General features: G+C 46.5%; 18 protein-coding genes. All 18 read right to left on the minus strand.

Annotated elements, in window-relative coordinates:
• Positions 1-13 precede the first annotated feature (13 nt).
• Positions 14-310, minus strand: coding sequence for a hypothetical protein (locus tag PCH05_RS27520; protein WP_174806271.1), 297 nt, complete (start codon positions 308-310; stop codon positions 14-16).
• Positions 311-357: 47 nt separating this feature from the next.
• A complete protein-coding gene (locus PCH05_RS14910; protein ID WP_127603206.1) occupies positions 358-1,632 on the minus strand; it encodes a phage major capsid protein in 1,275 nt (424 codons plus the stop codon).
• 9 nt (positions 1,633-1,641) lie between these two features.
• The gene (locus tag PCH05_RS14915; RefSeq protein ID WP_218030526.1) at positions 1,642-2,289 is read right to left on the minus strand and encodes an HK97 family phage prohead protease; all 648 of its coding nucleotides are present in this window, start codon (positions 2,287-2,289) and stop codon (positions 1,642-1,644) included.
• Complete coding sequence (locus PCH05_RS14920) at positions 2,276-3,523, minus strand: phage portal protein (RefSeq protein WP_218030527.1); 1,248 nt, start codon at positions 3,521-3,523, stop codon at positions 2,276-2,278. Before PCH05_RS14920 ends, PCH05_RS14915 begins: the two co-directional genes overlap by 14 nt.
• A 28-nt stretch (positions 3,524-3,551) precedes the next feature.
• Positions 3,552-5,249, minus strand: a complete 1,698-nt coding sequence (locus PCH05_RS14925) for a terminase large subunit (protein WP_218030528.1) — start codon at positions 5,247-5,249, stop codon at positions 3,552-3,554.
• A complete protein-coding gene (locus PCH05_RS14930) occupies positions 5,230-5,619 on the minus strand; it encodes a hypothetical protein (protein WP_218030529.1) in 390 nt (129 codons plus the stop codon). Before PCH05_RS14930 ends, PCH05_RS14925 begins: the two co-directional genes overlap by 20 nt.
• A 12-nt stretch (positions 5,620-5,631) precedes the next feature.
• On the minus strand, positions 5,632-6,051 hold the full coding sequence (locus PCH05_RS14935) for a hypothetical protein (protein ID WP_127603210.1): 420 nt from the start codon (positions 6,049-6,051) through the stop codon (positions 5,632-5,634).
• Between the two features lie 2 nt (positions 6,052-6,053).
• On the minus strand, positions 6,054-6,350 hold the full coding sequence (locus PCH05_RS14940) for a hypothetical protein (protein WP_164766655.1): 297 nt from the start codon (positions 6,348-6,350) through the stop codon (positions 6,054-6,056).
• Positions 6,313-6,477, minus strand: a complete 165-nt coding sequence (locus PCH05_RS27300; protein ID WP_164766656.1) for a hypothetical protein — start codon at positions 6,475-6,477, stop codon at positions 6,313-6,315. The genes PCH05_RS14940 and PCH05_RS27300 overlap by 38 nt, the downstream gene beginning before the upstream one ends.
• A gap of 13 nt (positions 6,478-6,490) precedes the next feature.
• The gene (locus tag PCH05_RS14945; RefSeq protein ID WP_127603214.1) at positions 6,491-7,189 is read right to left on the minus strand and encodes an HNH endonuclease; all 699 of its coding nucleotides are present in this window, start codon (positions 7,187-7,189) and stop codon (positions 6,491-6,493) included.
• A 1-nt stretch (position 7,190) separates the two neighbouring features.
• Positions 7,191-7,928, minus strand: a complete 738-nt coding sequence (gene terS, locus PCH05_RS14950) for a phage terminase small subunit (RefSeq protein ID WP_127603216.1) — start codon at positions 7,926-7,928, stop codon at positions 7,191-7,193.
• Positions 7,929-8,163: 235 nt separating this feature from the next.
• Positions 8,164-8,751, minus strand: coding sequence for a tyrosine-type recombinase/integrase (locus tag PCH05_RS14955; RefSeq protein ID WP_127603218.1), 588 nt, complete (start codon positions 8,749-8,751; stop codon positions 8,164-8,166).
• Between the two features lie 477 nt (positions 8,752-9,228).
• Positions 9,229-9,615 (minus strand): hypothetical protein, encoded by a 387-nt coding sequence (locus tag PCH05_RS14960; protein ID WP_127603220.1) that lies wholly within the window; start codon positions 9,613-9,615, stop codon positions 9,229-9,231.
• Between the two features lie 152 nt (positions 9,616-9,767).
• Positions 9,768-9,986 carry a hypothetical protein gene (locus tag PCH05_RS14965; RefSeq protein WP_127603222.1) on the minus strand — a complete coding sequence of 73 codons (219 nt, stop codon included), beginning with the start codon at positions 9,984-9,986 and terminating at the stop codon, positions 9,768-9,770.
• Between the two features lie 33 nt (positions 9,987-10,019).
• The gene (locus tag PCH05_RS14970) at positions 10,020-10,274 is read right to left on the minus strand and encodes a hypothetical protein (RefSeq protein WP_127603224.1); all 255 of its coding nucleotides are present in this window, start codon (positions 10,272-10,274) and stop codon (positions 10,020-10,022) included.
• The gene (locus PCH05_RS14975) at positions 10,271-11,218 is read right to left on the minus strand and encodes a DUF3102 domain-containing protein (protein WP_127603226.1); all 948 of its coding nucleotides are present in this window, start codon (positions 11,216-11,218) and stop codon (positions 10,271-10,273) included. The genes PCH05_RS14970 and PCH05_RS14975 overlap by 4 nt, the downstream gene beginning before the upstream one ends.
• Positions 11,215-12,777: a PcfJ domain-containing protein gene (locus tag PCH05_RS14980; protein WP_164766657.1), complete on the minus strand. Its 1,563-nt coding sequence runs from the start codon at positions 12,775-12,777 to the stop codon at positions 11,215-11,217. Before PCH05_RS14980 ends, PCH05_RS14975 begins: the two co-directional genes overlap by 4 nt.
• A 12-nt stretch (positions 12,778-12,789) precedes the next feature.
• Positions 12,790-13,146 (minus strand): Cas9 inhibitor AcrIIA9 family protein, encoded by a 357-nt coding sequence (locus PCH05_RS14985; RefSeq protein ID WP_127603230.1) that lies wholly within the window; start codon positions 13,144-13,146, stop codon positions 12,790-12,792.
• Between the last annotated feature and the right edge of the window lie 20 nt (positions 13,147-13,166).

Below are 13,166 nucleotides of genomic sequence, written 5' to 3' on the forward strand. Positions count from 1 at the left end.
AGCGCTTGGGAGTTTATTGGTCACCTTGAACCGTCTGAGTATCCGGTTCAGGATCGGACGGCTCAACGACCTTCTCTGAGGCTGTAGGATCGGTTTGCTGGTCTTCCGGCCCTGTTATGCTGGCATCCACTGAAAAAGGCGCCAGAACGATTCTCAAGCCGCTCAGCGAGGACTCTGCACGAAGCTTTTCGGATAGTTGTTCATGTTCGGTTGAGCTCAATGGGCGATTAGCTTTCCAGAGGACTACAATTCCGTCGCCTGTCTTCACCTCGTCCACCTTTTCAACTGCGTCTTTCTTGGTTCTTCCCATGGGATCTCCTCCATTCAAAATAATAAAGAGGGCTGTTCGCCCTCAGATTAGGTGGTTGCTGCTTTCTTGACGATTACGACGCCGTTCGGATCGATGAGCTTGCCGTCGGCAATCAAGACCGCTTTATCGACCCACTCGTTCGCGTCATGATCAAAATAGCGGAACATGGTCATTTCAAGATTTGAGTTGAAGCCGTAGTTTTTCAGGTTACACAGAATCGCGACAACATCCCCCGCCTGTGCGTCGTCGTAAAAAGGAAGTACATCATCCTCCACCTCGATGACCTCTTTGCCGCTGAACCGACCCTGCGGGCCGTCTGTAATCCCGTAATTTGTTCGGCCAATCGGCTGCCCATTATCATCTGTCATGCCGTCAATGTAGCCTTCAAACGTACCTGAAGACATCAAGAACGTTGCGCCAGCTTTATATGCAAGCGGCAATCTGGCCAACACTTTCTTCTTCCAAGCGACCCAGGACGTAAATTCGACGTCGGTCAAGGTAACGATCTGGTTTTCCGGAACACGGGTATCTTTGATAATTCCCTTCGGTTTGCCTGCGCCGTCTCCACGCACGACTGCAAGATCGATAGCCTGGATCATTGCTTCGACGATCAAATCCGTAATTGTCGTTTCGAATCCGTCCAGCGTGGTTGTATCCGCCAGCAAGGAGATAGCCACTTTGCATTCAAGACCGTAATAGCTGAAAGATACTTTTTCTTTCGCTTGAACTTTCTGCCTGTCGGAAGATTTATCTTCCCCGATCCATGTAGCCGTAGGTTTGAGGGTGAGAATGGGCACTTCCACGCCACCTTTAATATTCAATTGGCGGACACCCTTAAATATTTGGCCGTATACTTTCAGCTTCTTTACAACTTCAGCCAGGATCGTTGTCGGAATAACCGCTGATACGTCTGCGGTGGTTGTCGTAGCGTTAGCCCGCAGCTCCGGCCGGATTTCGCCGGTCTTGGCGAATGCCATAAATGCGTTTCGGTATTCCATGGTGCTGAATGGATCGGTTTGTTCCCCGCTGCGCTGCTGCGGCTGCTGCATTCCATACGAACTCATAACCTGACCTTGTGCGAAATTCCCAGTTGTCAGTGGAGTTTGGCTTCTGCCTTCAGTTGGCGGTGTGTTCCCACCTGCAGGAACTTCCGGCGTCTTCGCAAGCTCGCTCCGGAGCTCAGTAATTTCTGCATTGATGCCTTCCAGTTCACTATTGATGCTTCGCAACTCTTCGAGCGTCGTAGCTTTGTCGGCCAGACCACCCAATTCAGCCTTGCGTGCTTCTTTCTGTCCAAGCAGTTTCTCCAGAAATTTTCTCATGTTTCATCATCAACCTTTCAAGAGTATTTGACTTCTCAGGCGTAACATTTCAAGCTCGTTTCTCGAACTCACCAGTTCGGACCGCGCACTCTCCAGTGCGGTGCGGGCACTCTCCAGTGCCTGCTCGTCGCGAGCATTTATATCAGTCCCGGCATAAGCCGGAAAGGATACTGCGGATACTTCAATGACTCGGGCTATGTCTAAGATCCGACGGACAGGCATATCCGTGTCTAAACCCTCCCACTTGTGGTCACGGATAATAAAAATAAAGGACATTCCATTCAGGTCGCCTCTAGCCACCGACGAATGCAATGCCCTTGCCTCGGAATTATTTTCGATGTCCACGTTTCCTCGGACAAATAAACCTTTATCATCCACATTCAGCTGCAAAGTCGAATTAGCGTTGTTGTTTCGACTCCTGGCCAGAGGGATGCTCTGTAAATTATGATTTATGGTAAGCACGACATCCCGAAAATCCGTGCGGTCGAAGGCGCTGCGTTCAATGATTTCTTCGAACATCCCGCCAATCAGGGTTTTTTGATCAAATACTGCGGCATGCCCACTAATAATCCCACTTTCCCCCTCGGCCCTGATGTCGGGTAAAGTAAACGATCGTTTTTCCCTTAGCATGAGGCCCGGAAGCTTAATTTGGCTCATGTTCTTCCACCGCCTTTCCCTTGTTTAAGCTCGTCATTTGATATTGGTTGATCAAGGACACGTCAATATAGTTCAGAGACTGCGTCCGGCGCTCGCCGCCTTTGACTGGCGGATACCCCAGCAGCTTCAGCTTCTGGTTATCGCTTAACAGCCCTTGCTCCCCTGTTGTCTTGATCAGGTTAAGCTTGGCTGCTGTACTGAGATAATTCATATCACGATGATAGAAAATGATCTCATTTCCTACGTCCAGCTCCCGCTCCGTAAACATGTTTTTGGAGAACTTTTGCCCAAAATAAATGACCAGTGGCTCAAGCGCTTTTTCGTAAAAGGCTTGGTACTGGTCATCATTAAATTCTCCGGTGAGGATCGGCAAGGATACTCCAAACCAATTCAGTACGTTTTGCTGTAGGAATGCCAGGGTATCTTTGTCAATAAATTTGACGTCGCCTTTAACCGGAATATATTCACCCTTCAAATCAATCGGTAAAATACCGCTTTCGCCTGAAGCTATTAAGCGCTCGAACCTCGCCCGTTCAGCGCGGCTGGCGTCATCATCCATCATTGTAGCTATCTTCAGAATTGCCTGAATGGATGCATTAATCTTGGCTGCCCGAGCAAGCCCTTGAGATAACGTGCTATTTACTTCAAGAACCTTTAGAAGAGCCGCATTATCCGGCTGCCCGTTCAGCCCCCCTCCCATCATCTCGTTCACAGAGAATTTTTTTCGCAGGTGGATCACGTCGTCATATGGGAAAGTGAAGTCTGTTCCATTCGGAAAATAGAATCGGATCAACATCATCCCTTCCGGGTCCTGAAGAAAATCAACGCGACTTGGATTAATCGGATACATAGCACGGTATGTTCGCCGTTCGATCCCGCTGCTGTAATCTGAATCGAATATTGGAATGATAAATGCATTGTAGTTCATGAAAAGTAACCAGATCGTCTTTTCAATAAACTCGCTCGTTGTCATTAACGGATTCGGACCGAACTTCAGCAGCCGGTTAATGTTTCCCTTTGGTATATTTTGCTCTTCCTCCGTGTTGCGGATATGCCGCGGTTGAAGCTTGCTCATTTCCGTCGCAATAACATTGATGCAGTTCTGAACGATATCGGAAGCATAGATATCTGTCCCAAATTGACTGAATACCGGTAGCCCACCGCTTAGCATTCGCATGATTTTAGCGTCTTTACGCTGACCAGACCAACCACGGAGCACGTCCAACAATGACATGGGTTTACCTCCCTTCTCTAGAATGTACTTAGGCTGACAACCTCAGGAAATCGCTCCGATTATCAAGGTACACCCGATAGCAAATGATCAGCGTTACCGCACCGTCGATCTTCTTGTCCTCTTTACCTTGGATTTTGATTGGCATTTGCTCCATCTTCGAATTTACCGTAATGGCTGTGTTCTCCAAGCACCATCGATCCAGGCTGTCATCGTTGTAATAGATCAGATCACTTCGAAGGTCCGCCTCAACCAGACGCATCGGTTCGGACAGCGGTCCCCAATCTTGCACCACGCGCACCATATCAAAGCCCATTTCCTCCATTTCCTTCACCCAATAGATAGCGGACCATTTATCATAACCGATCTTCAGGAAGCGAATACCGTATTCCTTCACCAGCTTAGCGAACCAAGCTGTCACATGACGGAAATCATTTTCGTTGCCGTCGCTGATCGTAATGCGGCCTTGGCGAACCCATTCCTTGTATTTGTCCTCATCTTCTTTGGGTAGGTTAAGGAGCTTCGTTTCCGGAATGAAGTATTGAGAAACCGTGTACTTCCTTCCACCCTTTATGAACATTGCTCTTGCGCATGCCAAGTCACCGGACTTAGATAAGTCTACGCCACCGATTGCGACACGACCTCGCATCTCTTCCAGCTCAAAGGGAATGTCGTTGCTATTCCGAATTTCTTCCGCGAGCAGCCATGCCGCCGCATTGTTTGATTTGATATTGAAATCTTTAGACAACATAAAAACCCGCTCAGCTTTGTCCTTCTGCGCCTTGCGGATTTGATCCTTGATATATTTAACCTTCTTAATGGTCCCTAGGCTTGGATTGGACTTCTGCCAGGACTTCGGGTTCTGCCATACCTCTTGCTCACTATCCTGCGTGTAAAGCCAGGGTAAAAGCGTGGCGTCCTCCATTTCGCCCTCCAGGACCTCTCGGGCATACTTTAATTCTTGATCGAGATACCCGTCATTTACGAATCCTTCGGTCGTGATGTTGATGAACCACGGCTCGTCTTTGGTGGACTGCGATTGGTCAATGGATTTGGCAATGACATTGGTCTTCATCTCATGGGATTCGTCCAGGATTGCCCCGTCGATATTCCGGCCTTCCTTGTTTCGGGTCTTGTCCGAAATCTTAAAAATGCGGCTGCGATTCTTCTGGTTATAGATCCCCTTCAGGTTCTTGTGGGTTCGCTTGCCTTTCGGATCGAATTGCTCCCGCATATTGTTGATCTCACCGAAAATGAGGTCCGCCTGACTGTCATCATTGGAGGAACACACGATATCATTACCGCCCGTGCCAACCATCATCTCTGTCAAACAGAGCGCCGCGCAGAGCGTGGACTTACCATTTTTCCGAGCGATCAGGAGAATGGCCTTTTTGAATCGGCGAAGCTTGGGTTTTGGCGAGTATTCTTCGTAATATCGGTAATATCCCTCGTCGGACCATTTGAAGGAGTAAAAGACTTCAATAAAAGCTTTCTCCCATAGCTCCAACAAAAACGGTTTACCATAGAACGGGCTTTTCGTATGTCGGCAGAACGTCTCTATGAACTCGATCCGGAAGTGCGCATCCGACGTATCGTAGATATAATCCGGGTTTTCCAGATCAGCGACCAGATTATTCAGCAGCTGCTGCAATTCCTGGCCCGCGATAATCTCGCCACGATCAATGGCGCTTTTGTATTGCAGAAGGTAATTAGTCGCCCTGACGTTCACGCAGGAACTTATCGAATTCGTCATCGTCTTCGATCACGTCCTTCATTAGTACCCCATTCAGCGTTTTTACAATGACAGAATATGAATTCACGTTCTTTAGGTACTGCTTGGCCGCCTCCACGGTCCGCTGAAGCCTCGGATTCGTCGGATGAAATTCCACCATCCCGGTTTCTGCCATCCGGCGACGCAGCTCGCAGTTTTCAGCTTTCAAGAAAGCCGCATCTTGAATAAGTCCGTCAACCAGTTCAGCCTTTTCAGGATCCACTTTTTTGAAAATTTCTCGAAGTTTCGCTTCCTCTCGGTTGAAAATTTCCATCTTGGCAGAAATTCGAACCACCTCCCTGATTTTCAAATTTTTGACCTTGTGCAAAAAAAGGGTCCCCTATACGGTCCGGGGCGATTTCGTAAAATCTACTGACCGGGGGGGATACCGACTGCTTTTTTTAATTCGATCAGTTATATTCTGAATCGCTTCATTGCTGACTCCGGGTTGTACTTCCACTCTTGTATTGATGGTGAACTTTCCCATGTCAGGTTTATCAGCAAGATAATCCTCGATAATACCTAGATCCGTTTCAATGCTGTTACATACACAATCTAATCGTTCATTGATGTCCAAAGTAAATGGCTTGGATTCTTTCAGACGGATCAGCCGGTCAAGGTATTCCATTTTTTCACGGATGTTCGCACTCGGTTTATAGAAAGCTGAAGATATCGGCACAACGGCCTCTCGCTTATCCTTGTGCTTCTCATCGAATAATGCTGGGTTGGCCAACTTCCATTTCCATCTCCATTTAAACACGTTCAATCCCTCCCTTTATCCAAGTGTGCAGTAAGAAGCCACCTTTCTTCTGGCTTGAAATTGCCAAGCAATCTGTCCTCGCTTTCAGCCAGCAGGCCGTCTTTTAAATGTTTTGTTGGGTATCCGCAATAGGCATAGGTCCACTCTTTTCTGAGCAAACCGTTATCTTTAGCAATCTGTTCCGCCGCAGCGATATTGCCAGCTGCAATGATATATTTCTGATAGCCATTATTATTCAAAGATAGTTCACCCCAAGGCGTATCATTTATCGAAACCCATAATTTGTTTTTGATATTCAATAACCAGCCTGATTACTTCTTCTCTTTCAAAACCTTGGTTCAACAATTCATCCCGGTACTTCGCTAGTATTTCTGCCATATCGCGAATAGCCGCAAGCATTTGATCCCATTGCGCTGTACCATTCATCTTCCTTCGCTCCTCACGGTTGATATTGTTCAAACCATTTATCGATGTACCCGCGCCACTCATCCCTGCGATACTTCCGATCCTCATCCACTTCCAGACGTGCCAGACATTCATCCCGGCTCACATCACAGAAGATCAGCTCAGCCCCCAAGTCCTCGGCCAATCGTTCACGCTTGCGCTTGTCGGCATAACCACCGATGACCCAAGCGCTGCGCCATTTCCCATAACGCGTCTTGATGTTGTCGATCAGCATATTATGGATGCCTCGAACGTTCGGCAGCAGGCCGTCCGGCTTGTCGTAGTACGGCAGCATGGATACTGCTGCATACAGCCTATCCATATCGACTATCAGATCACCACGGACGCTGTGCTGCTGGACGTAATCCTCATGACAGGCAAGCGGCGGACCGTAGACAATATAGACGCCCTTCTCAGTCTGGTAACCAAATCGCCCGTGGATCTCGTTGTGGCATTCATGATGGACCACAAGGATATTCTCGGGATTAAGAGCAATGTTCACGTCATGGACATTCTCAGGCGTGAGCTCAATGATATGATGCAAGGTCAGCTCGCTTGATTTGAGCACGTACTTGCCGCAATGTTCGCAGCGCATGCCGCCGTCCCTGATCGCTCTTTCATTAATCACGACGATGCGGAACTTCTGCCACGCTTCTGAAGCGTAAAAGCTTTTCAGAATCGCATACTTTGCCATATCACCATTCCTTTGCTGCCATTGCTTTAACTTGGGATTTTAGCAGCTCCATTTCATTCCGACGCTTCTCGGTCACTTCATCCGGATCAGCCTGCCGAATCATCTCTTCGTACTGGCGAATCATAGATCGAAGCTCACTGAACGCCCTCGCCTGAGACGTGAGAGCCTTGGCCTGTTTATCCCAAGCATGCTGGATATCAAATTCTTCTTCGATGTATGTCGGCACGATGTCGTAGACACGTTCCTCGCCATTGACCTTTTCCTTGACCACTTCCATCTGCCGCTTTCGTTTCTTGATGACCTTGGTCTCGTCGGCCTGATCTTTGACAAACATGATCTTCTGAGCCCGTAGAATGTTCGTCAGCTTTATTTGGATCATACCCGCCATAACGTCCAGCGTGGACATTTCGCCGGCACCATCGAAGATTTCGCGTGTTTCCTCATCGTCCGGCAGGAACTTACGGAAAAGCCCATGCTTCACTGCGTGGTCATTCCCCTGAGGCCCACCCGGACCACCTTTATTCCCTACAGCGTTTTTATTCCCCAGCGGCGCGCCGACTCGACTCGGAAGCAAAGGGATCTTGTCCCACTCATCCAAGCACTTCCACTTACGGACGAGCGCGGCCGAGATACCCAGCTGATCGGCAATCTCTTTCGGCTTCTTTTTCCGGCCACTGGCGAGCCATATTTTTTTTGCTTTTTTTCTTAATTCACTTGGCTGCCGCGACACCTCAAACACCCCACCTCCTGATAATTGAGTTGGTTTTCACACTAACTTTTTCTCAGTGACGTAACCAGACATTCCACAGGCTAAAATCGAAGCCAAATTTCTCGTTGTTGTAGTCTGGTTTTTCACTAATAAATGTAAGCAGGGTGAAACATAACCTATATTCTGTTGCACTCGTAAAAACACCAAAACTCAGTAAAATCAAGGGTTTTGAGTGCTCCACATTTTCAGTGCGACATTGACAGAATTATGTGTAACTCAAACGCATGATTGCAGCATCCATAGCGTCTTGCGTGAGTCCAAGATACATTAGTGTATACGTTGGATCAGAATGATTGAACATATCCATTAGTAACGCTAGGTTACGTGGATTTTCTAAATAAAGATGATAGCCCCAAGTCTTTCTCAGAGTATGGCAGCCGATCTCTACTAGCCCAAATCGATCCGCGACATTGTTTAACATTTTATAGGCGGTAGAACGGTCGATAGGCTTCCCGCGTTCTCCTGTAGTTGTTTTCTTCTGCCGACTCGGGAAAAGATAAGCATTATCATCCATCCCTTTGATGTAACTATTTAGATCGTCTACAAGATCCCTATGAATTATGAATTTCTTTTTCTTGTTTCGTTTCTTGGTATTCTCAGTCTTCTTTTCAACCAAGCTAATATGGGTTTGATTACGAACAGATTTAACTTGTAACTCGAGCAAGTCAGATACACGAAGCCCACTGTAGATCCCCATGCAAAAGAAAATATAGTTTCTCTCGCTCGTACACCGAAGGTAATTCTTCATTGCTTCGATTAATGCAGGGTCTCTGATCGGCTGAACCGTATTCATTTCTTATCACCGACTTTAGGCATGGAGCCCTTCTCGCATAGATCGCCTGGCTTTAAGCAAAACTGAGCAGGCGCCTCCCACTTGCCCCACACACATCCACGACATTGCAGAGGTTGCCTCACCATTGGTTTATTCTGCTTCATCTCACACCTCGTTCCATAAAAAAGGCCACCCGGAAACCGGATGGCATACAAAAGGTTATGAAGGAAATTTACAGCAGGGCCTTTACAGGAATCGAACCTGTATTTCCATGAAGGCCATGATAATATTGCGGTGCTCTTAACCGCTTCCCCACAGTCCGCACCCTTGACGATCTACGTCTAAGGTCATATGATTATGACCCACAGCACGGCCGAGCGCCTGCGGCGATAAGGGGCAGCAGACATCTCCCAGGAAGAGTTTTCCTTCCTGATTCCACTGTATCCCTCAACCGCCGTCAGAACGCCGACGCATTGCAGACAAATAACCGTCACTTTTTTATATAAAGCCCCACAGTTTCAAACTATCTGCAACGGCTTCGATTCCTTTATCAATATAGCGATCAACTGTCCTCTCACTATATCCACCACTATGATAATTCACTGTTTCTTTCCATTTTCTGAGTTTGAAGAATCGGTTCTCAATGATCTTCTTAACTGCTGGATCTTGGATCAAATTGAAAGCCAGTTCAATGATTTCGAGTTCATCTTTCTTCTCCTGGTATACCTTCTTCATCTGATCTGGCAAAGTGTTTTTCTGAGAAAATGCCATTACCATCTGCTTGTTCTTCATATAGTCTTCGAGCATTCTACGCGTTTTTAATTTATCTGTATCAGTTACCGACGGCCAGAGTTCCCCTTGCTCTCCCGTTCTTTCTGCTGCCAAAAGCATTCCCCTCATTCCCCTCATTATTTGGTATAATAATGAAAGGAATATCTTGCCTGAATCCGCCGCGCGACGACCAAATCACTGCGGCGGATTCTTTTATGTTCAGCTGCTAATTACGACTCATTGTCTTCGGAATGTGTAATAACTATCTACCTAACCCAACCTTGCGAATACTCGATCATTTTCATAACATCGTAAATCGATTTTCGTTTTTCTGTCCACGAAGGGAAGTCTGAGTTCATCACATCTTGCATGATGAAAAACCCCTTTTGAAACATAGCAAGTCTCAATTCATCGCCTGATTTTCCTTGTTCCTCCAACTCTCTGAATTCCGTCCGAAACCAAGAAGCATATTGATTTTCAGCCATTTTCAATCTCCTCTCTAAATTCGCAGTATGTGTCTACTGCGCCTTATACCCTGACACCCATGCAAATCCTCTTCCCTTACGTCCAGGATCCTCGATTAAGTAAGACAACCCTTTCTTTACATATCCATCTGGTTTGATGCGGATATCTCCAAACCTGGTCCTTACTGATTGATGCGTTGCAATCTCTGCACCTGGACAAACGACAAGTTGAATGCGCTCGATCCGGCAACCGGATCGGATCAGCGGGCCGAGCGCACTTTCGATCATTTGCACCGCCTTGGGATTCATTTTATTTTTTCTCCCATTCGTTCAAGCAAGCCAGCTGCAGCGTTACGATACTTTTCATGCTCCTCCGGAACATTGGTTTTGATCTCATGCAGGACGGAAAGGAGGTTCCCGAAGTTGTTCGTGACAGCTTCGAAGTACACCGCGAATTTTGCCAAGGATTTATTGTCACTTCGCTTTACTTGCTCTCGCAGCTGGGCCAGTTCTTTCTCGATCTCTTCCGGTACCTTCTCGATAATCTCCTTGACCGGAATATCGATCGGTTTGGCCTTCAGCTGCTTCTCTAATTCCTTCACCATTTTCGCCGAATCACCCAAAGCAGCTTGCGCCTTGTTCAATTCTTCTTGGAGCTCCGCAGCCCTTTCATCGTTTCCGGATTCGGTTGCAGCCTCCATTTCTGCTTTGTAACGTTCAGCCAGTTCGTAATTCATTGCATTCTGTTCCTGCATCTCAACCAGGCTGGACTGAATTTTCTCTCTCTCTAATTTTTCTCGTTCCACCTTCTCGTTCGCTTGCTTCAATTCTTTTTCGAGTTTTTGCTTTTCCTTGATCAGCTTTTGAAGCTCACGGGTAGACAGGTCTTCAACATTATTCTCCTCAACAAATTTCTCCCGTTCTTCCGCCGGCACTCCTAGCAGCGCCACGGCTTGTGTATAGGACAAACTTCCAAGCGCTTGGGAATCTGCTTCAGCCCCGAACAGCGAAATTTGATTTGATCCGTATTGATCGAATATCTTCATTAGGTTGTTAGCCGTACTTTGGGAATAATCTACTGATTCTTGAAGCCATTTCCCCCACTCGCCGTGCGGAAGCATTGATTTCGCTTCGACGAGGCGGCGGCCGATCTCGATACTATTGTTAAGGATCAGCGTCTTCGTCTGGTCCTTGATTGCATTAATCTCTATCGCAATGACATCAGTTGTCCGGGTGGATAATTGAGTCGTCATACGGCTACCCCCTGTTTTTTTCTATTCCATTTCGATAACACTAATTTTTCAAATCTATTCACGAATTCAGATACTTCCTTGTTCATAGCTGTATTTCTGCGCCCTTGGCATTGGATAATCCTTCCTTCGACAACTTCCATTGTGTAGTATGGCTTCAGTGGATTGTCTTTCTTTCGAACGAAGAATATAGCACAACCGCCCGAAGCATATTTTTCTGCGTACCTGCCTACGCAATGTCCAAGCTTTTTCCCCTCGTTTACCAAATCATCAATTGACCCAGCCGGTATTAGCATCAATTCCTTGTATTCGAAGGAATACTCTATAAGATCCTTGGCGCGTTGTCGGATTCGTTTCTCTCTTTCTTCATCTCGTATAATGTTGATTTCATTCATGGTTTTTTGATGGGCAGCCTCAAGATTATTCGGGAATAGAATGCTTGCTTTGCTTGTATCCCAGCCAAGTTCCATACATTCCCTTAGATAATCTCCATACTCAATCATTATCGAATTCCACCCGTTTCGGTAATGGCTGTTGTTTCGAATTTGCTTCAGAAAATATTTTTTAATTTCCTTCGTGGAGTACCTTCCATTCATGGGAGCATCGTTCAGCATTCTACTCAAAGATGATGCTTCAGACTTTTCAATAAACTTACTCATTAGCTGCGCTTCATCCCAGTTTAGTGGGATTCCCTCTTGCCTATGGACCTGGTAACTCCGGATCGTACGGAAACCGATTGGGGTTGATTTGCATTCATTTGAGTTCTTGCCTTGAAACATCGACTTGAATTCAGGTTTAGACATCCGGAATACTTTTTCAGGCGTGGTCCCTATCCAGTTGATCGCCCCGTAGGTAGGCGCTCCCTCAATTTTCCCTCTCACAAGATGGGAAAAACCAAACTTGGTCAGAAACTCCATACATTTATAACGGGAGGCAAAATCGAAAACCTCCGCTCTATCTCCAATATCGTATTGTTCCCAAGTACAATATTGAAAAGGCGTCCCTTTTACCGTAGCGGCTATGTCTTGCAATGACGAATGATAGCTATGAACCCTCTGCATGCTGAGCGTAGTTTCAGAAAATACAGATTTCGTTTCCTCCCATTTACTACGATCACTCCAATATGCTCTCCGGGCCATACGACCTGGCTTGCCCCACTCAAATAGATACATCGCGATGACCTTGGATTTTGTCTGTACCGATCGATAATCCCCTCTATAATCTCGAACGGAATAGATCCCCCTAGCAATTAGAACGTTTGGGTCAACAAGGGACTTTTCATACCACATCAAGTATGATTCATCTATCAACTTGGACCTTCCACGTCCTCCTGCTTTGACATGTCCAGCTGCTCTACAATGAGGACATTCAGATACCTGATTGTGATTCAGTCCATCTGAAGCATGTTCTTGTTGACAGTGAGTACAATATGCATACTGCTGTTTTCCTTCTCGGTGGGTAAAGAGGTATACACTCCAGTCCATGACTATATTCGTGATGTAGTCTATAAGCTCAGGACTCACGTCGTTTGGGAAATGTTTGAAAAACTCATTATCCTTCATCATGCCTACTCCTTATCCCAGAAGATCATCTAACGATACATCAAATTTATTTTCAGAATTCTCATTCGGAGCCGTTGGATTGGTTTGAATCATTATGAGTGCATCTTCAATCCCAAAATACTTGAGAACCACTGAATACCCTTCCTGATCCGTCAACATAGTCATGCCACCTACTGAAACCTTTTTGCGGGCTTCTTGCGCCATCTCCGCCAGGCTCTTGGCTATCGTCTTATCAGCAGCCAACACTTTTTCCGCAGCGGCTGGGTTAGCCTGAATATGTTGGATAAGGAAATTACCTATCAGCTTGATATAATCATTCGATTCCTTGCCATCCATTTCAGATTGCAGCTTGTTAATTGCTTCTTGCATCCGAATCACTCCTTAAAAAT

Source organism: Paenibacillus chibensis (assembly GCF_004001045.1).
Lineage (GTDB): Bacteria > Bacillota > Bacilli > Paenibacillales > Paenibacillaceae > Paenibacillus_AQ > Paenibacillus_AQ chibensis.

Bases quoted from the DNA above. Each gene is read 5' to 3' on its own strand.
- PCH05_RS14985 (WP_127603230.1), bottom strand. From the start codon at position 13,146: ATGCAAGAAGCAATTAACAAGCTGCAATCTGAAATGGATGGCAAGGAA.
- PCH05_RS14965 (WP_127603222.1), bottom strand. From the start codon at position 9,986: ATGGCTGAAAATCAATATGCTTCTTGGTTTCGGACGGAATTCAGAGAG.
- PCH05_RS14955 (WP_127603218.1), bottom strand. From the start codon at position 8,751: ATGAATACGGTTCAGCCGATCAGAGACCCTGCATTAATCGAAGCAATG.
- PCH05_RS27520 (WP_174806271.1), bottom strand. From the start codon at position 310: ATGGGAAGAACCAAGAAAGACGCAGTTGAAAAGGTGGACGAGGTGAAG.
- PCH05_RS14910 (WP_127603206.1), bottom strand. From the start codon at position 1,632: ATGAGAAAATTTCTGGAGAAACTGCTTGGACAGAAAGAAGCACGCAAG.
- PCH05_RS14920 (WP_218030527.1), bottom strand. From the start codon at position 3,523: ATGTCATTGTTGGACGTGCTCCGTGGTTGGTCTGGTCAGCGTAAAGAC.
- PCH05_RS14970 (WP_127603224.1), bottom strand. From the start codon at position 10,274: ATGAATCCCAAGGCGGTGCAAATGATCGAAAGTGCGCTCGGCCCGCTG.
- PCH05_RS14915 (WP_218030526.1), bottom strand. From the start codon at position 2,289: ATGAGCCAAATTAAGCTTCCGGGCCTCATGCTAAGGGAAAAACGATCG.
- PCH05_RS14975 (WP_127603226.1), bottom strand. From the start codon at position 11,218: ATGACGACTCAATTATCCACCCGGACAACTGATGTCATTGCGATAGAG.
- PCH05_RS14980 (WP_164766657.1), bottom strand. From the start codon at position 12,777: ATGAAGGATAATGAGTTTTTCAAACATTTCCCAAACGACGTGAGTCCT.
- PCH05_RS27300 (WP_164766656.1), bottom strand. From the start codon at position 6,477: ATGAATGGTACAGCGCAATGGGATCAAATGCTTGCGGCTATTCGCGAT.
- PCH05_RS14945 (WP_127603214.1), bottom strand. From the start codon at position 7,189: ATGGCAAAGTATGCGATTCTGAAAAGCTTTTACGCTTCAGAAGCGTGG.